General features: G+C 62.3%; 16 protein-coding genes. 5 read left to right on the forward strand and 11 right to left on the reverse strand.

Features of this window, described 5'->3' with window-relative positions; all coding sequences use genetic code 11:
- Positions 1-66 precede the first annotated feature (66 nt).
- Positions 67-1,854, reverse strand: coding sequence for an L-lactate permease (locus DV706_RS15920; RefSeq protein ID WP_006067917.1), 1,788 nt, complete (start codon positions 1,852-1,854; stop codon positions 67-69).
- Positions 1,855-2,510: 656 nt separating this feature from the next.
- Here DV706_RS15920 and DV706_RS15925 point away from each other — a divergent pair.
- On the forward strand, positions 2,511-3,035 hold the full coding sequence (locus DV706_RS15925; RefSeq protein WP_006067916.1) for an LUD domain-containing protein: 525 nt from the start codon (positions 2,511-2,513) through the stop codon (positions 3,033-3,035).
- On the forward strand, positions 3,032-5,260 hold the full coding sequence (locus DV706_RS15930; protein WP_006067915.1) for an LUD domain-containing protein: 2,229 nt from the start codon (positions 3,032-3,034) through the stop codon (positions 5,258-5,260). The genes DV706_RS15925 and DV706_RS15930 overlap by 4 nt, the downstream gene beginning before the upstream one ends.
- A gap of 58 nt (positions 5,261-5,318) precedes the next feature.
- On the opposite strand, the gene DV706_RS15935 is transcribed toward DV706_RS15930, so the two are convergent.
- The 4 genes from DV706_RS15935 to DV706_RS15950 all read right to left on the reverse strand — a co-directional run bounded on the left by DV706_RS15935 (position 5,319) and on the right by DV706_RS15950 (position 9,976).
- Positions 5,319-5,807 carry a cupin domain-containing protein gene (locus DV706_RS15935; protein ID WP_006067914.1) on the reverse strand — a complete coding sequence of 163 codons (489 nt, stop codon included), beginning with the start codon at positions 5,805-5,807 and terminating at the stop codon, positions 5,319-5,321.
- A 203-nt stretch (positions 5,808-6,010) separates the two neighbouring features.
- Positions 6,011-6,982, reverse strand: a complete 972-nt coding sequence (locus DV706_RS15940) for a deoxyhypusine synthase (RefSeq protein ID WP_006067913.1) — start codon at positions 6,980-6,982, stop codon at positions 6,011-6,013.
- Positions 6,983-7,088: 106 nt separating this feature from the next.
- Positions 7,089-9,116, reverse strand: a complete 2,028-nt coding sequence (locus tag DV706_RS15945; protein WP_006067912.1) for an AMP-binding protein — start codon at positions 9,114-9,116, stop codon at positions 7,089-7,091.
- Positions 9,117-9,118: 2 nt separating this feature from the next.
- Complete coding sequence (locus DV706_RS15950) at positions 9,119-9,976, reverse strand: SDR family NAD(P)-dependent oxidoreductase (RefSeq protein ID WP_006067911.1); 858 nt, start codon at positions 9,974-9,976, stop codon at positions 9,119-9,121.
- Positions 9,977-10,223: 247 nt separating this feature from the next.
- Between DV706_RS15950 and DV706_RS15955 the strand changes: the two genes are divergently transcribed.
- Entirely contained in the window at positions 10,224-10,940 is a 717-nt protein-coding gene (locus DV706_RS15955) for a helix-turn-helix domain-containing protein (protein WP_006067910.1), read from the forward strand.
- A gap of 280 nt (positions 10,941-11,220) precedes the next feature.
- Here the strand turns inward: DV706_RS15955 and DV706_RS15960 are convergent, their stop codons facing one another.
- From DV706_RS15960 to thiC, 3 genes are all read right to left on the reverse strand, one after another.
- Positions 11,221-12,120 (reverse strand): PhzF family phenazine biosynthesis protein, encoded by a 900-nt coding sequence (locus tag DV706_RS15960; RefSeq protein WP_006067909.1) that lies wholly within the window; start codon positions 12,118-12,120, stop codon positions 11,221-11,223.
- A 66-nt stretch (positions 12,121-12,186) separates the two neighbouring features.
- Complete coding sequence (locus tag DV706_RS15965) at positions 12,187-13,539, reverse strand: alpha/beta hydrolase (protein ID WP_006067908.1); 1,353 nt, start codon at positions 13,537-13,539, stop codon at positions 12,187-12,189.
- Between the two features lie 211 nt (positions 13,540-13,750).
- Positions 13,751-15,196: a phosphomethylpyrimidine synthase ThiC gene (gene thiC, locus DV706_RS15970; protein ID WP_006067907.1), complete on the reverse strand. Its 1,446-nt coding sequence runs from the start codon at positions 15,194-15,196 to the stop codon at positions 13,751-13,753.
- 233 nt (positions 15,197-15,429) lie between these two features.
- Here thiC and DV706_RS15975 point away from each other — a divergent pair, with 233 nt between their 5' ends.
- On the forward strand, positions 15,430-16,131 hold the full coding sequence (locus DV706_RS15975; RefSeq protein ID WP_006067906.1) for a phosphoribosyltransferase: 702 nt from the start codon (positions 15,430-15,432) through the stop codon (positions 16,129-16,131).
- An 84-nt stretch (positions 16,132-16,215) separates the two neighbouring features.
- Here the strand turns inward: DV706_RS15975 and DV706_RS15980 are convergent, their stop codons facing one another.
- The 3 genes from DV706_RS15980 to DV706_RS15990 all read right to left on the reverse strand — a co-directional run bounded on the left by DV706_RS15980 (position 16,216) and on the right by DV706_RS15990 (position 19,960).
- Entirely contained in the window at positions 16,216-16,920 is a 705-nt protein-coding gene (locus tag DV706_RS15980; RefSeq protein ID WP_006067905.1) for a type 1 glutamine amidotransferase, read from the reverse strand.
- A 74-nt stretch (positions 16,921-16,994) separates the two neighbouring features.
- Positions 16,995-18,158, reverse strand: coding sequence for a glutamate-cysteine ligase family protein (locus DV706_RS15985; protein ID WP_006067904.1), 1,164 nt, complete (start codon positions 18,156-18,158; stop codon positions 16,995-16,997).
- Positions 18,159-18,496: 338 nt separating this feature from the next.
- Entirely contained in the window at positions 18,497-19,960 is a 1,464-nt protein-coding gene (locus DV706_RS15990) for an MATE family efflux transporter (protein WP_006067903.1), read from the reverse strand.
- A gap of 315 nt (positions 19,961-20,275) precedes the next feature.
- On the opposite strand from DV706_RS15990, the gene DV706_RS15995 reads away from it, so the two are divergent.
- Positions 20,276-20,890 (forward strand): DUF7344 domain-containing protein, encoded by a 615-nt coding sequence (locus DV706_RS15995; protein WP_049890002.1) that lies wholly within the window; start codon positions 20,276-20,278, stop codon positions 20,888-20,890.
- The last annotated feature ends 44 nt before the right edge of the window (positions 20,891-20,934 follow it).

Here is a 20,934-nt window from a genome sequence, read left to right on the forward strand (position 1 = left end):
GCAAAAACAGTCTCAGGGTTCCTGCGGCAGCTGTTCAGTCAAAAAAAGACCGTTCGAAACCGGGCCCTAGAAGAGACCCGGGAAGAGGACGTAGCTGAACACCATTGCGACGATTCCGACCCCGACTGCGTAGTAGACGAGCGGGATCAGGTTCAACCGCATCACACGTCCCTCCTGGCCGACGAGGCCGACGGTCGCGAGCGCGGCAACCACGTTGTGGATCGCGACGAGGTTCCCGATCGCGCCGCCGACGGCCTGTGCGCCGACGATGAGCTGGGTCGGCAGCTCGAGCTGCGAGGCGGCCTCGAACTGGAACCCGCCGAAGGTGATATTCGACACCGTGTTCGAGCCGGCCATCGCGGCGCCGAGCGCGCCGATGAGCGCGGCGACGAACGGATAGGCGGGTCCGACGGCGTTTGCAGTCGCCTGTGCGAGGACGAAGATCATGCTTTCGACGCCCTCGGCGTGTGCACCGGACTGGAGCATCACCTGCACCATTGCGATGACGAACACCAGCGCGATGAACGGTGCGACGAGCTTCTCACCCGCTTCAGCCCAGGCGGCTTTCACCTGTGTGCCGGACATTCCGTACAGCGGGATCGCGATCAGTGCACAGAGAACCAGCCAGAAGCCGGGGACGTACACCCAGTCGATGCCACCGTCGAGACCGGTTCCAAAGATCCCTTCCCACGTCGTGGTGAACAGCAGTTGGTGGGCCGTGATCGTGGTTCCGGCGACCTCAACGGCCTCTCCCTGCAAGAACGCTGGAAGCGGATCGACGACTCGCGTGACGACGAGCAAGACGACCAGCAGAATGTACGGTGTCCAGGCGCGAAACAGCGACATCTGACTGGCGACGAGCCCGCCATCGGCGGTCGTCGCACCGTCATCGGCCCCCTGCTCGACGCCCGGAGCGCTTGCCTGTCCGGGTTCGATCGTGCCAACCCAGTGGGCCGGCCACTCCTCCCGGTCCGGAAAGTCCCACTCCTCGTCGGGGACGAAGTAGCCCGCTTTGAGCGCGCCGACGACGATTGCACCGCCGACCATCGCACCCATCAGGGCGGGGAACTCAGCACTGATCTGTGCCGACAGCCAGTAGGGGACCACGAACGCGATCCCCGAGAACAGCGCCAGCGGCGCGACGTCCCACGCCGGCTGGAGGCTACGCTCGTCCTGATCGCCGAAGAAGTAGACGACCATCCCGACGGCGAACAGCGGCATGACGAATCCGACGAGGGCGTGGTAGGTCGCTGCCCAGACCGCGACTTCGACCGAGTACGCCTGGACGGTAAACCCGGCGTCGGTGATCGCCGTATTGGTCGATTCCGTCGTTGCGAGCGGGTTCTCGATCCCGATGATGATCGGCGTCCCGACTGCGCCGTAGGTGACGGCGATGATGTGTCCGATCAGCGCCGCGATCACCGCCGCAAGCGCTGGGAATCCGAGTGCGAGCAACAGCGGGGCGACGACGGCGGCGGGCGTCCCGAACCCGGCTGCCCCCTCGATGAACGTCGCCAAGAAGAAGCCGAGCAGGATCACCTGCACGCGCCGGTCGTTGCTGATCTTCGCGAACCCTTCGTTGATGCGATCGAACGCGCCGGCCTGCATCAGCGTGTACAGGAGTAACAATGCGCCGAAGACGATCCAGAGAATCTGGATGGCCGTCATGACACCGACGATCGACGCCGCGGCGATCCAGTCAACCGGCATCCCCCAGATGAAAAAGCCGACCAGGACCGCGACGACCCAGGCGATTGGCATCGCCCGCGTTGCGGGCCACAAGAATCCGACGAGCAAGACGCCCGCGAGTACGAGCGGTATCGCCGCGAGCAGTACGTCGAGCGTGCTAACCATGTAACTCACCTCGGCGGTCCCGCCGCGGAGTCAGTGCCGAGCGATCAGTGCCGATGCCATGTGGAATTATATCTGGCATGGAGGGAGGACTGTTAAACCAGTATATATAATCTTCGACCGTTTGAGTCGTGCGCCCGACAGAACCGGTGTTTGAGACCTGTATTCCGCTATTTCCACCAACGTAATTAGTAAATAATAGTGAAAACGCCTGACTGCGCCACGACTGAGCGGAAACAGATGCGATGAGGGGCGTTCGGTTGGCGGCTTATCTGCCCTGTACAGTTGTGTATCCCGGCTCTGTCTGCTGGTTATTGAATTACTTTGTACAGTGTCTCCGATCGGATACTCACCGCCACCCACGATTTGGAGGGTAGCGAGAGAACCGACGATGACCTGTATACACGTGTGCATAGGAAAGTATACATGTGTGAAGAGGCCAGTACAGACAACTGTGATGGCTACGACGGTTGGTGCGCGCTTCCAAGACACATAGATTGACGGCGTACCTGTTAGGCCACGAATAGGTTCTGAGAGTGGCTCTTTCGTATCCGATATCGGCTGAAAGCGGCGGCATGTTCTGCTTCCGTCCACGGCGTGTCAGCCGACCAGCGTGAACGAACAGAACAATCAAATAGGCACGGTCGAAGAATCGTCTCATGAGCGCCGAGACAGGTTCGATCCGAAACCGGTTCGAAGCATCCCTTGCCGATCTCGACGTCCCTGTAACCAGGACGACTCCGGAAGCGTTCGAGTCGACACTCGAGACGATCGTTTCCGACCCCGTCGTCGGAACGCCACTGCCCTTCGAGGGCGTGTCGGTACCGTCGTGGGTCGACGACGAACCAACCCCGTCGACGCTCGAGGCGGCGACGACGAGTGTTACCGCGGCCTCGCTGGGAATCGCGGACTACGGCAGCGTCGTGTTGCCGTCGACGCCCGACGGCAGCGAGCAGGTGAGTCTCTTTCCGGACCTCCACGTCCCCGTGCTCCGGGAGGCGGATCTCGTCGCGGATATGTCGACGGCGATCGAACGGCTCGGTCCCCAACTCCGCGATGGCGGGAGCGCCATCGTCGCGACTGGCCCGAGCGCGACCGCCGATATGGGCGCACTCGTCAAGGGTGCTCACGGCCCGAAAGACGTCCACGTTCTCGTCCTCGAGAACGGCGGTGATGACGAATGAGCGGGAACGCACGCGAACAGAAGGCCGACCACATCCGTCATCTCCTCGAGACGGAAGGCGACGCCGTCGAGGCGAACACGCTCGGGTTCAACGACGGTCGCTACGAGTCGGTCGCCGACCTCGAGGATTACGAGGGGTTGAAAAGCGAGGCCCGTGCGATCAAAGAAGACGCCATCGAGCGACTGCCGGCGCTGATCGACGAGCTGACCGAGACTGTCGAAGCAAACGGCGGCACGGTGTATCTCGCCGACGACGCCGCCGACGCCAACCGATACATCCGCGAGGTCGCCAGCGAGAAAGAGGCCGAGCGACTCGTCAAATCGAAGTCGATGACCAGCGAGGAACTCGAGGTCAACGAGGCCCTCGAGGCCGACGGCGTCGACGTCGTCGAGACCGACCTCGGTGAGTGGGTCCTGCAGGTCGCAGACGAAGCGCCCTCCCATATCGTCGCGCCGGCGATTCACAAATCCAAAGACGAGATCGCTCGGCTGTTCAACGAGCAGTTCGACCCCGAGGAACCACTCGAGACTGCCGAAGAGCTGACGATGTTCGCTCGCGACCGGCTCGGCGAACTGATCGCCGACGCCGACATCGGCATGACCGGCGCGAACTTCATCACGGCCGACTCGGGCTCGCTCATGCTCGTGACGAGCGAGGGTAACGCTCGAAAGTCGGCTGTCGTCCCCGATACGCACGTCGCGGTCGCGGGCGTCGAGAAGATCGTCCCATCCGTCGAAGACCTCTCGCCGTTTATCGAACTGATCGGCCGCTCGGGAACGGGCCAGGACATCACCTCCTACATTTCGTTGCTGACGCCGCCGGTCGACTCGCCGGTCGTCGATCCCGACGACCCCGACGTCGCCTTCGCCGACCGTGACGATGACCGCGACTTTCACCTCGTGTTGATCGACAACGGCCGCATGGCGATGCGCGAGGACGACCAACTCAAGGAGACGCTGTACTGCATCCGGTGTTCGGCGTGTGCGAACACCTGTGGAAACTTCCAGTCCGTCGGCGGCCACGCCTTCGGCGGCGAGACCTATACGGGTGGGATCGCGACCGGCTGGGAAGCCGGCGTCCACAGCCAGGAGAGCGCTGCCGAGTTCAACGACCTCTGTACGGGCTGTTCGCGGTGTGTCGAGGCCTGTCCAGTCGAGATCGATATCCCGTGGATCAACACCGTCGTCAGGGACCGCATCAACCGCGAGGGCGACGATGGTCGCTTCGAGTTCGTCTACGACGAACTGGTTCCCGACGAAGAAGCGACGGGAACCATTGACCTCCAGAAACGGCTCTTTGGCAACTACGAGACGCTGGCGAAACTGGGCTCGGCGACCGCGCCGCTTTCGAACTGGACCGCCGGCCTTGAGCCCGTCAGATCCCTCCTCGAGCGAACCGCCGGCATCGACCGTCGTCGCGCGCTACCCGCGTTCGAACGCGAGACGCTCGTCGACTGGTTCGAGGCGCGCGGCCCGCGCGTGTCCGCCGCCGACGCCGAACGCGAAGCCGTCCTCTACCCCGACACCTACACGAACTACATCGACGTCGACCGCGGGAAGGCCGCCGTCCGCGTCCTCGAGGCCATGGACGTCCACGTCCGGATTCCAGCGGTCAGCGAAAGCGGCCGCGCACCGCTCTCACAGGGGATGATCGCGACCGCCGACGCGAAGGCAAGTCGCGTCTACGCCGCGCTGGCCGAACACCTCGATGCCGGCCGCGATATCGTCGTCATCGAGCCGAGCGATCTGGCGATGTTCCACCGCGAGTACGAGAAGCTCCTCCCCGAGGCCTCGTTCGAGCGCCTCCGTGCGGGCAGCTACGAGGTCATCGAGTACGTCTACGGCTGCCTCGAGAACGGAGCCAACGGGGCCCGACTGCGAACCGGCGACGGCGGGCCGGCGATCGCCTACCACTCCCACTGCCAGCAGCGGACGATGGGCGTCGATCGCTACACGCGGGCCGTCTTCGAAGCCCTCAACTACGACGTTCTCGAGAGCGATGTCGAGTGCTGTGGGATGGCCGGCTCGTTCGGATATAAACAGGAGTACTACGAGCTGAGCATGGACGTCGGCGACCGACTCGCCGAGCAGTTCAGCGCACCCGAGGCGAAGAACCGACTGGTCGTCGCCAGCGGCACCTCGTGTGAGGACCAACTCGAGGACTTGCTCGAGCGCGACGCGTCCCATCCGGTCGAAGTGCTCGATCCGCGCTCGCGGCTTCGCTGACGGTCGTCGATAGCGTCGAATAAAAACGGGATCGGTCGGCGGGTGAACGGCCCACTCGCTACTCGTCTCGTGGTTCGTCGGCCGCAGCGGGTTCGATTGTCATCTCCGCCGTTCCGAACGGCTCGAGTGGCTCCTCGAACGTTGCAGTCAGTGCTGTGTTCGGGAAGAACCCGATGACATGAGCCGTTTCCTCGCCGACGTTCGCGAGTCCGTGCGGTTCCATCTCGGGGACGACCGCACACTGGCCCGCCTCGAGAGAGATCGTCTCGTCGCCGATCGTCGCCTCGAGTTCTCCGGCCGTCGCCACGAGGAGTTCCTCGTGGCTATCCCGGTGGCTGGGGAGATGGTTGCCAGGTTCGAGTTCGATACAGACGAGCATCGATTCTTCCGCGCCGGCGTCGGTCCCGTTTGGCATCCCGGGCGTCAGCGGGAAGTATGCGCGTAGCTCGGCGCGTTCGTCGCCTTCTTGATTCACATCGGCCCCTTCGAACTGGTCGAGGTCGATGGCTCGAGCTGCTTCCGGTTGTTTCCGTGCTGTTGTTGCCATGTGCTCTCACCGTGGTGATTTCGGGTCGTCACGCGGCGGCATGAAAAGTGCCAACTCGATGCGAGGCGGCCTGAATCAAGTACGCAAACGCGTGCTTAGAACATAACGATTTTTCACGCCGATGGGAGAGACCGATTCGGCGACAGGACGCCGACCTGGTCGCTTCTCGCCGCCTATCGCGTCTTCGAGTGGCTCAAGCGGCGTCAGTTAAACGCAGCGGCCACAAGCAGCGGGAAGACCAGCGTCGCCTCCGCTTCGATCTGGGTGTAGTTCGTCTCGGCTTCCTTGATCTTGCCCCACGAGACGGCCTCGTTCGGCGGGGCACCCGACAGCGAGCCGTCGCCTTCCATCCCCGTCGAAATGTAGACGACGTAGTCCGCGCCGCCACGGAAGAGGTTCGTCATGATTGCGTGATGTTTCGGGACGCCGCCGCCGACGGCGATGAGGCCGGTCGTATCGGAGAGCAGGCCGTCCTCGATCAGCGAGTCGTAGTCGTCTAAGATCTCGATGCCGACCTCCGAGTCGTACCCCTGTCGGTAGTAGTAGAGGAAGTTCCCGACTTCGGCGTCGGTCAGCGCCGGACAGTACACCGGCACGTCGTTGTCTGCGGCCTGTTTCAGGACCGAATCCTCGTCGTCGAGGGTCTCGCCGAGTTCGCGGGCGAACGCCGTCGGCGTTCGGACCTTCTCCTCCGCGAAGAAGTCGTCGAAGAAGTCATAGAGGTACTCCTCGAGCCAGACGTACCGGTCGGAGGGGACGAAGATGTTCCCGAGGCGGTTGATGCCGCGTTCGCGGAGTTCGGCCTCGTCTGCATCCCACTCGCCCATCTTGAACGGTTTTTCCGTTTTGATGACGTCCTCGGTCAGCGAGCCGGAGGTGGTGATCAACACGTCGACGTACCCCTTCCGGATGAGCGCGGCGACGACCTCGCGCAGCCCCGAGGAGATGATGTTCGAGGTGCACGTCAGGTAGATCGTCGCGTCCTCGTCTTGCATTCGCTCGGCGATATCGATCGCCTCCGCGAGCTGTGTGGCCTGAAAGCCAGTCGTCGCGTAGGACTCGAGTAACTCGCCGAAATCGAACTCACCGCGGAAGTCGTAGCCACGAACGTCGTCCGTCGACAGCGCCTCGTCGCTGCCCGGGACGACGTGGTCGTGGGACTCGTCGTCGGTCATATCCCTAGCTACCCGAGCAGGGCTTTGAATTGCTCGGGATCGATCGCGGCGTGTGGCCAGGTACCAGCTATCAGGGGCCGAGTACCACAATCGCACTTCGAGTCGCCTACCTCGCGTCCTCGAGGTTCTCGAGGGCGTCGGGGTTCTCGATACTGCTCATGTCGCCGAGGTCCTCGCCCGTATACGTGGCCTCGATGGCTCGGCGGATAATCTTGCCCGACTGGGTTTTGGGGAACTCGTCGACGAACAGCACTTCACGCGGCCGGAACGGCTTTCCGAGTTCCTCGCCGACCTGTGCGCGCAGTTCCCCACGGAGGTCGTCCGTTTCCTCGACGCCGTCCTCGAGGACGACGTAGGTGACGACAGCAGTGCCGGTGGTGTCGTCGGGAGCCCCGATCGCGGCGGCCTGATTGACCGACTCGTGGTCGATGAGTGCGCCTTCGACCTCCGCCGGGCCGACTTTCCGGCCTGCCACGTTCAGCGCGTCGTCGGCCCGACCGTGGAGGAACCAGAAGCCGTCGTCGTCCTTTTGGGCCCAGTCACCGTGATTCCACATGTCCTCGAACCGCGACCAGTACTCATCGAGGTAACGCTCGTCGCCCGACCACAGCGACTTGGTCATCGAGGGACAGGAGTCGCGTGCGACGAGGTAGCCGCGTTCGTGGTCTTCTCTGACGGATTCGCCCGTCGCGTCGACGATGTCGATGTCCATGCCGAGACCGGGGCCGCCGAGCGTACAGGGTTTCAGCGGCTCGGTCGGCATCGGCATCAGGAAACAGCCACAGATCTCAGTGCCGCCGGAGATGTTGATGATCGGTGCCTCGCTGCCACCGACGTTCTCGTAGAACCACTGCCACGATTCGGGGTCCCACGGCTCGCCTGTCGAGCCGAGTAGACGCAGCGAGGAGAGGTCGTGTCCCTCGAGCCAGTCGTCGCCGTGTTTTCGCAGCGCTCGAATCGCGGTCGGCGAGATGCCGAACTGAGTGAGCTTGTGGCGGTCGATGATCTCCCAGAATCGATCCGGCTCGGGGTGGTCGGGTGCGCCCTCGTACATGAAGACCGTGCCGCCGAAGCTGTGCGTGCCGATGAGCGTCCACGGCCCCATCATCCAGCCGATGTCGGAGACCCAGAAGAACCGATCCGACGGCTTGAGATCGAAGCCGAAATGCAGCTCTTTAGCACACTGCATCTGCACGCCTGCATGGGTGTGGACGATGCCTTTGGGTTTGCCCGTGGTGCCCGACGAGTACAGCAGCATCGACTCCTGACTCGAGTCGAGCGATTTGCTCTCGTAGTCGTCGTCCTGGGATTCGACGGCGTCGGCCCACCACTTGTCGCGGTCGTCGTCCCACGGAACGTCGTGTCCCGAGCTAGCGTCGCTCGCGCCAAGCCTGTCGAAAACGATCGTCTCCTCGACGTAGCCGGCTTCCTCGATCGCCTCGTCAGCAGCGCCCTTGAGATAGACCGGGCTGCCGCGGCGATAAAAGCCGTCGCCCGTAAAGAGCACCGAACACTCCGAATCCGAGATCCGGGTCGCGGCCGCGTCGACGCCGAAGCCCGAGAAGATGGGCACGGCGATCGCGCCGACTTTGAAACAGCCGTAGAGAATCGAGACGACCTCGGGCACCATCGGCATGTAGAGGCCGACCGTATCGCCCGTCTCGATGCCGCGTTCCTCGAGGGCGTTTGCGACCTGATTCGACTGGCGGTGGAGTTCGTGGTAGGTTATCTCTCGGATCTCGCCGTTTTCGCCCTCCCAGATGGTGGCGACCTTGTTTCGTCGCTCGTTGTCAAGGGCGGCGTGGCGATCGACGACGTTGTGGGCGACGTTGAGTTCGCCGCCAGGATACCAGTCGGTGAACTGGGGCCCCTCGCTGTCGTCTCGCACCGTGTCGTACTCCTCGTAGAACTCGATACCGAGATAGTCGACGAGTTCGTCCCAGAACCAGTCGATGCCTGAGTCCTCGACGCCCTCGAGATCGGTCGTCGTGCGTTCGATGAGTTGGTCGTAGCTGTCGATCCCATACGTCTCCATGAACGCGGCGACGTTGGTCGATTCGACGAACGCCTCGCTGGGTTCGTGAACGATCTCGTCGACATCCTCGAGACTTGGATCGGTTGTGTTCTCAGTCATTGTCACTCGTAGGTTAGAGTCATGCCCCCATCAAACAACAGGTCCCCGCCGTCGAGATGTCGGCCGAGATCAGAAAAGCCGAACAGGAAGAGATTGGCGACGTCGATCGGCTCCATCATCTCCGTGACGCGGGATTGACCAAGCATGACGTCTTCGATCACCTCGTCGACGGAGATGCCACGCTGTTCGGCGGTGTCCTCGAGCTGGTTCATCACCAGCGGCGTCTTCACGTAGCCGGTACTGACCGAGTACGCGCGGATCTCGCCCTCGCCTTCGGCCGCGATCGACTGGGTGAGCCCCCGCAGTCCGAACTTCGAGACGTTGTAGCCAACCTTGTCGCTGGTCACGTAGTGGCCGTGGATCGAGCCCATGTTCCCCACGCAGCCCTGTCCGTCCGCAGTCTCCCGAAAGTGTGGAATACAGAGCTTCGAGAGATACAGCGGCGCCCGAAGCATGATCTGGTGCATACGATCGTAGGTGTCCATCGGGAACGCTTCGATCGAGTCGATGTGTTGCATCCCGGCGATGTTTGCAAGATACTTGAGATCGCCCAACTGCGCTGCCTCCTCGACGATCCGCTCGAGATCGTCATCGCTGGTCAGATCGCCGACGATCGACGTAATCGACCCCTCGAGGTCGAGTTCTTCGCCGCGGTCGATCGTCCCCTCGAGGCCCTCGGCGTCGATATCGGTCGCCGCGACGGTGAGTCCGTTGCCGGCGGCGGCGAGTGCGGTCGCCCGGCCGATTCCCGAGCCAGCCCCCGTTACGAGACAGACGTTTCGATCGGTAAACGAGTCGTCGTCAATCGACTGAATGTCCTCGCGCGTCACTGTTGGTGGTGCAACTGCTGTTTCAGACATGTCGTGTACTGGCTGTACGTTCTCCCGAACCATGCTAAAACACAGCCGTTAACATATCAAACGGAGCCCCGAGGATGGGGCAGAATCGGTCCTCGGATGCGTCTCCAGTCGGGGACACTCCTTTTAGCTGATTTAAAATTCCATCGCTCACAAATTTCCGAATCAACGTTTCCGATAGTGTCTCTCAGCCGATAACGCCATAATTAGTAGCAAGTATTAATACCTTGTATGTGTCTTGATAGCTAGTATGATCGATCTCGATATCGACATGCGGCAGTACGACTGTCCGTTTATCGATACGACCGACGACGTCGATATCGCCTTCTCGGCCGTCCAGTGGCAACTCGATACCGATGATAAGCGACTCGAGACACGGCTGATCGCGAAAGGCTCGTCGACAGGCACGCTTGAAGCAGGGCTCCACGAACTTCGCGACCACCCGAACATGCGAGAGTGTTACATCCTCTCGAAGCGTGACAACGTCGCCGAAATCGGAACGACGATCGAAGAGACGAACGCGATGCGGACGATCCAGCAAAACGGTGGCTACATCACCGGCCCGTTCCGGATCGAGGACGGCCGGGAACACTGGCACGTCGGCTTCGATGATGACCGCGACGAAGATCACGCACTCGCCGAACTCGAGCGCCACAACGAGTTCACTGTCGAAGATCGCGACCAGGTCGGCCCGACGGCGCTGTTTGACCTGCTCGAAAACTCCGACAGCGCGCTTCGGCTGCTCGAGGGCTGTCGGTCACTCACCGAGACCGAACGCGAGACGTTCGAAGCTGCGTCCCGGAACGGCTACTATGAGACCCCACGCGAGACAACACTCGACGAACTGGCGACTCACTTCGATATTTCGAAGACGGCCGTCTCCATGAACTTACGGCGGAGTGAACGGAAGGTCCTGAAAGCGGCACTGACCGCGCTCGAGGAGATGGACGGAACACAACAGCTCTGACAGTGGTGACGTCGGATCCGTTCTGCGCAGTCTATCCGTTCGCCGAACCGTCGATAACACAGCGACAGTACTGACTCTCCCGCTGGCGGCGAGTCTACTGTCGACGGGACCGACACTGACTTACTCGAGTGAATCGCCTCGGTATTAAGCCCCGGGGCATTCGCCTCGAGCGCCTGTGAAATCGATCCGACTCCGGCTCAGACGGTCTGCTGTCCCTGTGTCCCGGCGCGACCGAACGCGGGTTCGCGACTGCGCCGGCACTGACGGACAGCAGTCCGTATCAGGCCTCGATAATCTCCTCCTCGTCGTCTGCGGGAACGACGAGCGAGCCGTCGAGAACGGTCACACCTCGACCGCCGATCTGGACATCACCGTCGACGCGAACGCGAACCAGTCCCGGTCGGTCGACGTAGTGGCCCTGCTCGAGACGGAGTTCGTCTGGGAAATCGTCGTCGAACGCGCCGAAGTGATCGAGATACGCACCGACGGCACCGCTTGCGGTTCCGGTAACTGGATCTTCGGGTACGCCGGCTCCGGGTGCGAACATCCGCCCGTGTAGCGTCGACTCTCGCTCGAGGGCGTCGAACGTGAACAGATAGATGCCGGTCACGTCGAGCGCGTCGGTCAGCGCTTCGACTGCCGTCACCTCCGGGTCGGCAGTCCCGACATCGGAGAGATACGTGATCGGGGCGATTAGAAACGGGAGTCCGGTCGAAGCCACTGCCAGCGGAATATCGTCGCTTGCGCCTTCGAGCGCAGCCTGATCGACACCAAGCGCATCGGCAACGCGGTCGTAGCCGACGTCGACCTCGCGCACCTGCGGGCGATCCTGTGTCATCCAGACCGTGCCGTCGTCCTCGAGGTCGATCTCGAGGTCGCCGACGTTCGTCTCGAGCGTCGAACTGCCCGGTTCGAGCCCCTCGTCGTGGAGATGTGCAAACGAACCGATGGTCGCGTGTCCACAGAGATCGACCTCCTGGGTCGGTGTGAAGTAGCGAATCCGCCGGTCGGCGCGCTCGCTCGAGCGCACGAACGCCGTTTCGCTAACGCCCATCTCGGCGGCGATCGACTGCATCTGTGACTCCGAGAGGCCGTCTGCGTTGGGGACGACACCCGCCGGGTTTCCGGTTAGCGGTTCGTCGGTGAACGCGTCGACCTGCAAGACTCGAGTCGTCTTCATACGCCATCGGTCGGCCGAGTGACGTATCAATCCTCGGTCGTCGACTCCCTCGAACCGACAGGCGGCTCACAGCTCGTCAATCCACGCCACGATATCGTCGACGACGCGCTCGTCGGCGTTGTTCTGAAGGTCGTACTCGAAGGGGACCACCGGCCCCTCGCCAGGCATGAACGCGTGGTTGAGGCCGTCGTAGACCTCGACGCTCGAGTCCCCCTCGAGTTCGGACGCCCAGCGCTCGAGGTCGTCTTCGACGGTGGCTCGCGTGTCGCGGTCGCCCTGTAAGAAGTACGTGGGAACCTCGAGGCTACTGGCGACCGCGACCTGATCGTACTCTGCGAGGCTGTTCCACAGCGAGCCGTAGTAGCCGACGAGGAGGTCGTCGGCGTCGTACTCGCCCTCGGTGATCCGGTCGATCTGGTCGCTCCACTCGTCGACGCGCTCCGCTCGCGTCTCCCACTCGTAGTCGCCGACCGTCGCCTGGTGTTCGGCCTGCTCGAGGACGACCTCGGCGAACGACCGTGCCGGCGCGGCCAAGCCGATGACGCCGGCGAGGCCGCCGTCTCGGTCTGCGATTCTGGGCGCTGCCAATCCACCGAGACCGTGGCCGACGACGACGAGCCGATCCGCGTCGACGCCGTCGACGTCCCGGAGTTCGTCGGCCGCGGCGAGCGCGTCGTCGACGGCGACGTTGTCGATGCCGTACTCGTCGTCCTCAAGCTCACACTCGAGGGTCCGTTTATTGTACCGAACGGTCGCGATATCCCGCGTCGCAAGGCCCTCCGCGAGGTCTCTGAACAGCTGCGTCGCTCTCGTCTCGCTGTCCATCGTGACCCGACCGGCGTCGTGGACGAGGACGACGCCCGGAACCTCGCCCTCGGCGTCGGCCGGCGTCGTAACGAGCCCCGACAGTGAGCAGCCGTCCATCTCGGTCTCGAGCGTTACCTCCGTCTCGGAGACGGCGTCTGGATCGACGTACGCTGGCCGTTCATACTCGTCGCCGGGTATGTACTCCCCGTACTGGTACTCCTCGTTCATCGCGAGGAGGAGGTCGTGGTCGCCGCGTTCGAACGCCATCGAGACGCGGGCCGTGTACGTCCCCTCTCGTTCCGTCACCGACGTGTCGACGATCTCCTCGAACTCGCTGCCAATGGCCGTATATCCCATCCAGGTCTGCTCGAGTTGACCGAGCGAGGCGTACTGCGATTTCATCTCGGGGACGAACTGCTCGCGAATGTCCTCGAAGCGGCCGTTCGCGAGGTCGTCGACGAACGTGGCCGCCGCGTCCTCGAGTTTGTCCGTGTCGACGTCCTCGCCCTCCTCGTCGGTGTCGCTGGAGAGTAGGTCAGTGCAGCCAGCCAGTGCCGCCGCTGTCGTCGTCGAGATCGCCGTCAGTGCGGTGCGTCGTCGAAGAGGAGCCATAGATGGTGGTGACTATCACGATATCCTATAAGAATCCGGGACTGCGTTCACACGAACTGATAGAGAACACGGCCCGATGGACGTGGTCCGAACCACGCGTTCGCCGATAGCTCACCACCCCAAACGGCACAATAGCCGCTGAACGCCACTGCACACCTGATCGCCCAACAGCTCTGTGCGATCGGTGTGTACCTCGGTACAGCAGACTGTCTCAGTCGTCACCCGTCGTCTCAGTCACCTGCTCGCGACCGTCGTCCTCGAGCGACGGCCGATCGCCGGTGTCGTGGGTTCCGACCGGCGGGAGGTTGACCGCCGCAGCGGGCGAGGCCTCGAGGTTGGTCGTCGACTCGAGTCGGTCCATCTCGCCGTCCGCGCGGTCGCGAGCGTCCTGGTCGATCCGCATCGAGCAGAACTCGACGCCACACATTGAGCAGAAACGGGCGTCTTTGTAGTTGTCTTCGGGCAGCGTCTGGTCGTGATACTCGCGGGCGCGGTCGGGATCGAGCGCGAGTCGGAACTGCTCGCGCCAGTCGAACGCATAGCGGGCCTCGGAGAGGGCGTCGTCCCAGTCTCGAGCGCCGGGACGACCGCTCCCCACGTCGCCTGCGTGGGCGGCGATCCGGTAGGCGACGAGTCCGTCGCGGACGTCGTCCTCGTCAGGGAGGCCGAGATGTTCTTTCGGGGTGACATAACACAGCATCGCCGCGCCAGCCTGGGCCGCCATTGCGGCACCGATGGCGCTCGTGATGTGGTCGTAGCCGGGCGCAATATCGGTCACCAGCGGGCCGAGTACATAGAAGGGCGCGCCGTCACAGACCTCCTGCTGGCGTTCGACGGTCTCGGCGACCTTGTCCATCGGGACGTGGCCCGGTCCTTCGACCATCACCTGCACGTCGTGGGCCCAGGCGCGCCGGGTCAACTCGCCGAGCGTGTCGAGTTCGGCGTGCTGGGCCTCGTCGCAGGCGTCGGCCAACGAGCCCGGCCGCAGGCTGTCGCCGAGACTGAACGTGACGTCGTGGGCGGCGAATATCCTGCAGAGCTCGTCGTAGACCTGGAACAGCGGATTCTGCTCGCCGTGGGCTTCCATCCACGTCGCCATGATCGAACCGCCACGGGAGACGATGCCCGTCTTCCGACCGTCGGTCAACGGCAGGTGTTCCGCCAGAATCCCCGCGTGGATGGTCATGTAGTCGACGCCCTGCTCGGCTTGCTTTTCGATGATCTCGAGCAACAGATCAGTCGTGATATCCTCGGGACTCCCCGCCTGCTTGACGGCCTCGTACAGCGGCACCGTTCCGATCGGCACCGGCGAGTGTTCGATGTGGGTCTCGCGAATGTCGTCGAGATCGCTGCCGGTGCCGAGATCCATCACCGTATCCGCACCGTAGTGGACCGCCGTGTGAAGTTTCTCGAGTTCTTCCTCGAGGTTGCTGGTCGTCTCGCTGTTACCGATGTTCGCGTTGACTTTCGTCGCGAACTCGCGGCCGATGATCATCGGATCAAGCGCCTCGTGATGGGTATTCGCTGGAATTACGGCTTGTCCGTCGGCGACCTGCTCCCGGACAAACTCCGGATCGCGGTTCTCACGGTCGGCGACGCGTGCCATTGCCTCGGTGATCGTTCCCTCACGGGCGGCTTCGAGCTGGGTTTGCACCATTAACAACTAGGTTGTATTACTGGATCATATAGTGCTTGTGTTGCGCGTCTCACGTCGGCACACCGTCGCCTCGAGCAACGGGATCGGTTGCTGAGCGCGGTTTCATACGGACTGCTGTCGTCACGTCCCGCCGATCACTGACTCCGCCGCTGGCGATCGGCGGTAAAACGGTACAGCAGACCGTATCAGCCCACTTATGAGGGTCGCGTCCCCTCACTCGAGTAGATAGCACCATGTCCGATCTACCGGACGACTTCGACTGCACGATCACCAACTGGGAGTATATTTACGGCCTGTGTCGCGACGTCGGCGACGAGGTTCGCGACGACGCGTTCGAACCCGACGTCGTCGTCGCACTCGCCCGCGGGGGCTGGTTTGCGGGCCGCTGTCTCTGTGACTTCCTCGGACTCGACGATCTGACGAGTTTGAAGATGGAACACTACGTCGGGGCCGCAGAGAAAAGCGACGAGCCGACCGTTCGCTACCCCATGCCGGAGGGCAGCGTCGCAGGCAAGGACGTCCTCATCATCGACGACATCGCCGACACCGGCGGCTCGATCGAGCGCGCCTACGAGTACGTCACCGACCGTGACGCCGGCGAGGTTCGGACCGCAACCCTCCAACTGCTCGGTACCAGCGAGTACGAACCCGACTACGTTGGCGAACATCTCGAGGAGTGGACGTGGGTCGTCTACCCGTGGAACTTCATCGAGGACATGATCGATCTGATCTCGAGCGTGATGGGCCAGGCCGACCAGGAAACGTTCACCCAGGAGGAGATTCGCCACTATCTCGCCACGTTCCACGGCGTCGACCGTATCGAGATGGAGATCGCCCAGCCTGACCGGATTCCTGAAGTATTGACCGAGATGGAACGCCGCGACGTCCTCGAGTCGGCTGGCCCCGGCAAGTGGCAACTGGCGGAGACCGCGTAACACGGATCGAGCGAAAGCCCATCTCCTTCAGGCGCGGGCGGAAGTCGATGCGTTCGACGACGAACCGCCGAACGCGACCGGCAGTCAGTTCACACCGACCCGTTCTGCCCGAACCGCTTCCGTGTAGGCAAGAAAGTTGTCGAACAACTGTTTTGCCTCGCAGGCGGCCTCGTAGTTCTCCGCGTGGATTCCCTCGAGAACCGCTTCGATGCGCTGTGTCGAGAGCTGTTCCGACTTCCGTTTTGTGACCGCTTTGGCAGTCCGCATATCGTACTCCGGGTGGAACTGAACGGCGAACACGTGGTCTTTCCGAAACCCGTGAATACCGTACCCGTTTTTCGCAAACACCGTCGCTCCCGGCGGCGCTTCGATGACGTGATCCGAGTGTGTCGTAAAGACTGTCATCGTCTCGTCGATCCCGTCGAGGAGGCGGTTCTCGCCGTCCTGTTCGACGGTTCGATAGCCGATTTCGTACTCGCCCATCCCCTCGACGCGCCCACCCAGAACGTCCGCGAGGAGCTGGTGACCGTAACAGACACCGAGCGCGGGTACCCCGGCCTGGACCGCATCGCCGACCCAGGTTTTCAGCCGTCCGATCCACTCGCGATCCCAGTAGACCGACGCACTCGAGCCGGTCACGACGAAGCCGTCGTAGCGAAAGTCGTCGGGGAACTCGCCGGACGGACAGTGGAACTCCTCGAGGTCAGCATCGAGTTCCCGATGAAAGTTCCGTCGGGTATCCACAGCCTCGTGAGCCGCGTTCAACAGCGCGAGACTCAGCTGTCCCATCTGTTATTAATACGAACTGTTGGTGTGGATGAATCGTCTTGTTTCATTGGTGTTTGCGACGTGTTCATCGTCGATCAGTCAGCTGTCATCGATCGTGCCTGCGACAGGTCCTGTTCGAGGCGCTCGGCGTACTCGAGTCGAAGCTGTCGCGCTTCGGTCGCTGTCAGCTCCTCGCCGGTGTCGATCTCGTGGGAAAGCGGCTCGTACGCCTCGACGTCGAATCCCATTCGCTCGAGATACGACCGTACTGCGGCCGACGACAGGCCGTCCCGGATCCCGGCTTCGACGTACTCCTGTACTGTGTCGAACTCCGGCAGAACGACCGCTTCGTCCGTTATGCGACCCGTTTCGCCCTCGATGCGTACCTCGACGTCGTCGAGGTGTTCGATAACCCCGACGATCTCATCGGCCAACCGCACGATCTGGCTCGGGAGGGCTGTGTCGGGCGAGCGCCATTCGACGGTCGAGAACCGCTCACGGAGTTTGACCGGCGTCCAAGCCGCACTTTCCGGCCCGAAACACGACTCGACCGTGTCTCGGTCGCAGCCGGCGACGATAGCCGCCGTCACGAACTCGCTGTACCGACGCTCGAGTCGTCTCGCCCACTCCGCTCTGTCTTCGACATATGGCCACAGCTGCCCCTGGTGTGGCAGGGATTCATACGCCATCCAGCGATAGAGCTGGGATCGTGCGCCGGTCGTCAGGCGTGTGCCCTCGAAGTACGGCGAGGAGTTGACCAGCGCCAGCGCGGGATCGAGTGCGATGAGTGTGTTCAACTGGTCGATCTCGCGGCCGGGCTGTTGTTCGACGTGAATGTGCGTGCCGGCGCAGTGTCGCACGTACTCGAAGTCCTCACCGATGACGCGATCCTGGATCCGCGTGCGCTCACCCGGGCGATCTTCGATCGGTGCCTGCTGGACTGGCGTTGCGAGTGGGACCAGCCGCTTGTCCCGTTCCTCGGCCCGTCGGAGAACCCGATCGAGCCGATCGAACAGTTCGTCGCGGAGTTCAGCCGTCGTCTCACACGGTGTCGTTTTGATCTCGAGTAGCGGGGCGACGAACTCCCGTTCGACCCCCGGCGATGCCTCGACGAGGTCTCCTGGATCGGTCAGTCGCCCCTGCTCATCGATTACCCAGTACTCGACTTCGATGCTGCGTCGCATCGGCTCGAGGGTGTGCTGTGAGGTGGTAGTTCCCGTCCGATTCGACGAACGATGGATATCGGGTGGTTCGGACATGGCTTGGAACGGTATTGTAGCGGTAGTCTCGGCGTGTTCGCCTATGTGATCCTCTCTCCCACCGTTGTGGGCTCGACTGTAACCCCGTCTGGGGTGGTCATGGGAGACCCTCTCCAGTAGCCGTACAAGAGGTCGACGCGGTCGTTGAATCTCGTCCTCGAATCATGCGTATTACTCACACATGTCTGTGTGTGAAATGGATGGTCATAATAAGTTCTGTGTATATATTCAATGGGGTGTCCTTATATGCAGCAATACTGTTCACAGAGTCGGGTATACGGGCGGATGTGCCGATGTTTACGGTGTGCAGGATTTCGATCGACCGAGTCTCGAACGCGTCACTCCGCGACCGATTCGGTATCGTCCGACTCTGTCGCCTCCAGTTGCGCTGTCTTCGAGTCCTCGTCCGCCTCATTCACTAGCGACTCCTTCCAGGTGCCACGCGTAAACCACGCGACAGCAGCGAGTGCGCCGACGACGTCGCCCACGACGACGCCCGTCCAGATGCCCGTGGTACCCCAGCCGGCGACGAAGATCAGATAGTAGGTAACTGGAACGCGGACGATCCACAGCCCCAGCACGGAAAAGACGAGCGCCGTCTTCGTGTTACCAGCCCCCCGAAACGCCCCGAGCATGACCTGCATGATGCCCATGAAGACGAAGGCGAACGCGGCAAACTGGAGGTATGTGACGCCGTAGGCGAGCGTTTCGGCTCGGCCGGCTTCCTCGGCCGTGAGAAACACCGCGACGAACGGCTCCGGAAAGAGAATGGCGAGTGCGCCGGCGACGGCCATGATCCCCCCAATGACGCCCGAAGCGAGCCACGTCGCCTTCGCTGCCCGGTCAGCCCGCCCAGCGCCTAAGTTCTGGCCGACGATCGAGTCCGTCGCTTGCCCCATCCCCATCGCGGGCAGGAAAGCAAGCGAGATCAGCCGGTTACCCAGCCCGTAGGCTGCGACGACCGCCGGCGGGAACGTGACGACCATCGCTGTCATTGCGACCAGCGCCAGCGCTGTCATCGACTGCTCGAGCGCTGTCGGGACGCCGAGTCTGGTAATCTCGGTGACGTACTCGAGTCGCGGGCGGAGATGATGCAGTTCGATGGTGGGGCCAGTCGTCGTGTAGTACAGCAGATAGAAGCCGATCACCGTGGCGAGGCCTCGGGAGACGACGGTCGCGACGGCAGCACCTTCGATCTCGAGGCGAGGCAGCGGCCCGACACCGAAAATCAGCAGTGGATCGAGCACGAGATTGACGACGACGCTGATGACCATCACCCGCATCGGTGCACGGGTGTTGCCGTACCCCCGCATGAGCGCAGCGAAGACGAAAAAACCGAACACGAAGGGAACCCCGAGGAAGAAGATCCGCAGATAGTCGCCAGCTAGTGGGAGGATCGCAGTCTGCGTGTCGCTGTCGGCAGGGAGGAGTTCGAGCATCGGATCTGTCGCAAAGTACCCGACGATACCGAGGACGATCGCGATCAGCGAAATAAACGAGATCGTCTGCCCGGCGATGAGACCACCTTTGCCACTTTCAGCCCCTGTGTGCTGGGCGAGCAAAATCGAGCCGGCGGTCGTGAAACCGGCCCCGACCGCGATCACTAAAAAGAGCAGCGGAAAGGCGAGACTCACCGCACCGACGGCGTCGGGCGAAAGCGCCCCGAGCCAGAACGTGTCGCCGACGTTGTAGGCGACCTGCAACAGCTGGATGACCACGAGCGGCCAGGCCAGCTTGAACATCGGCCGAACGAGACTCCCCTCCGTGAGGCTACTCTCGTCCGACACCTCGCCGGAGGACATATCTCAACAGTACGGCTCATCGTACTTCACGACTCGTGAGATATGATATCTGCACTCACCACCGACTCGTCACGCAGTGGCGTTCGTTCAGCTACGTCAACACGTTACTGACGGACCGGATCGTCCGCTGTCCAGACCGTCAGCACGGAGGTGTTTGTCGTGTCTCCGGCCGACCGTCCGTTTTGGAAAACAGTACTGATTGTGTATATTTCTTCTCAAGATTGGATATATTTCTGAAATAGGATAAAAGTACAAAGGAATCTCTGAATATAGAAAGGTTTGCGTTGTCATGAAATCCTGCTCAGAGTGAAGCGTATGAGTCCCCAATCAGTCCTCCCTCCCCGCAGTTCAAACAGTGCTGCTGGTTCGCCCTCACTCGAGGAGTCCCCGGAACTCTCTCAGGACGAAATCTTTCATCTCTTACAGACGAACCGCAGGCGAGACACCATTCGCTACCTGCTCGATATGGATGCGGAGTCCGTCAAAATGCGCGACATCGCCGAACACGTCGCCGCCCTCGAGCACGAGACGACAGTTGCGGAGTTGACGTCCACCCAACGCCAGCGTGTCTACATTCCGCTGTACCAGTCACACCTTCCGAAACTCGACAAAAAAGGCGTCATCGAGTACAACAAGTCCCGCGGTATCGTTCGAGCGACGGATCGCATAGAGATCTTTCGCCCGCATCTCGAGCCGTATCGGGATGATGCACCCGACGACGACGCCGAACGGTCGATCATCGGGTATTTCGTCAGCGACTACTACGCGACGGCGATCGCTGCGAGTACGAGTCTGCTGGTCGCCTCCCTGCTTGGTGTGCTCGCGCTTCCCGGCGTGATGCTCGGCACCATCATCACCATTCTCTTCGTGCTCGCAACGATCGGGACGAACCACGGCGACTCGCTTCTGGGAGCTGGAACCGCTGAGTAACCGCTTGTCGTCGCTCAAGCGGGGAGGATCGTGCGAAATCGGGT

This window comes from Natronorubrum bangense (assembly GCF_004799645.1).
GTDB classification, from domain to species: domain Archaea; phylum Halobacteriota; class Halobacteria; order Halobacteriales; family Natrialbaceae; genus Natronorubrum; species Natronorubrum bangense.

Coding starts and splice junctions, on each gene's coding strand:
- DV706_RS15920 (WP_006067917.1), bottom strand. CDS start 1,854: ATGGTTAGCACGCTCGACGTACTGCTCGCGGCGATACCGCTCGTACTC.
- DV706_RS15925 (WP_006067916.1), top strand. CDS start 2,511: ATGAGCGCCGAGACAGGTTCGATCCGAAACCGGTTCGAAGCATCCCTT.
- DV706_RS15930 (WP_006067915.1), top strand. CDS start 3,032: ATGAGCGGGAACGCACGCGAACAGAAGGCCGACCACATCCGTCATCTC.
- DV706_RS15935 (WP_006067914.1), bottom strand. CDS start 5,807: ATGGCAACAACAGCACGGAAACAACCGGAAGCAGCTCGAGCCATCGAC.
- DV706_RS15940 (WP_006067913.1), bottom strand. CDS start 6,982: ATGACCGACGACGAGTCCCACGACCACGTCGTCCCGGGCAGCGACGAG.
- DV706_RS15945 (WP_006067912.1), bottom strand. CDS start 9,116: ATGACTGAGAACACAACCGATCCAAGTCTCGAGGATGTCGACGAGATC.
- DV706_RS15950 (WP_006067911.1), bottom strand. CDS start 9,976: ATGTCTGAAACAGCAGTTGCACCACCAACAGTGACGCGCGAGGACATT.
- DV706_RS15955 (WP_006067910.1), top strand. CDS start 10,224: ATGATCGATCTCGATATCGACATGCGGCAGTACGACTGTCCGTTTATC.
- DV706_RS15960 (WP_006067909.1), bottom strand. CDS start 12,120: ATGAAGACGACTCGAGTCTTGCAGGTCGACGCGTTCACCGACGAACCG.
- DV706_RS15965 (WP_006067908.1), bottom strand. CDS start 13,539: ATGGCTCCTCTTCGACGACGCACCGCACTGACGGCGATCTCGACGACG.
- thiC (WP_006067907.1), bottom strand. CDS start 15,196: ATGGTGCAAACCCAGCTCGAAGCCGCCCGTGAGGGAACGATCACCGAG.
- DV706_RS15975 (WP_006067906.1), top strand. CDS start 15,430: ATGTCCGATCTACCGGACGACTTCGACTGCACGATCACCAACTGGGAG.
- DV706_RS15980 (WP_006067905.1), bottom strand. CDS start 16,920: ATGGGACAGCTGAGTCTCGCGCTGTTGAACGCGGCTCACGAGGCTGTG.
- DV706_RS15985 (WP_006067904.1), bottom strand. CDS start 18,158: ATGTCCGAACCACCCGATATCCATCGTTCGTCGAATCGGACGGGAACT.
- DV706_RS15990 (WP_006067903.1), bottom strand. CDS start 19,960: ATGTCCTCCGGCGAGGTGTCGGACGAGAGTAGCCTCACGGAGGGGAGT.
- DV706_RS15995 (WP_049890002.1), top strand. CDS start 20,276: ATGAGTCCCCAATCAGTCCTCCCTCCCCGCAGTTCAAACAGTGCTGCT.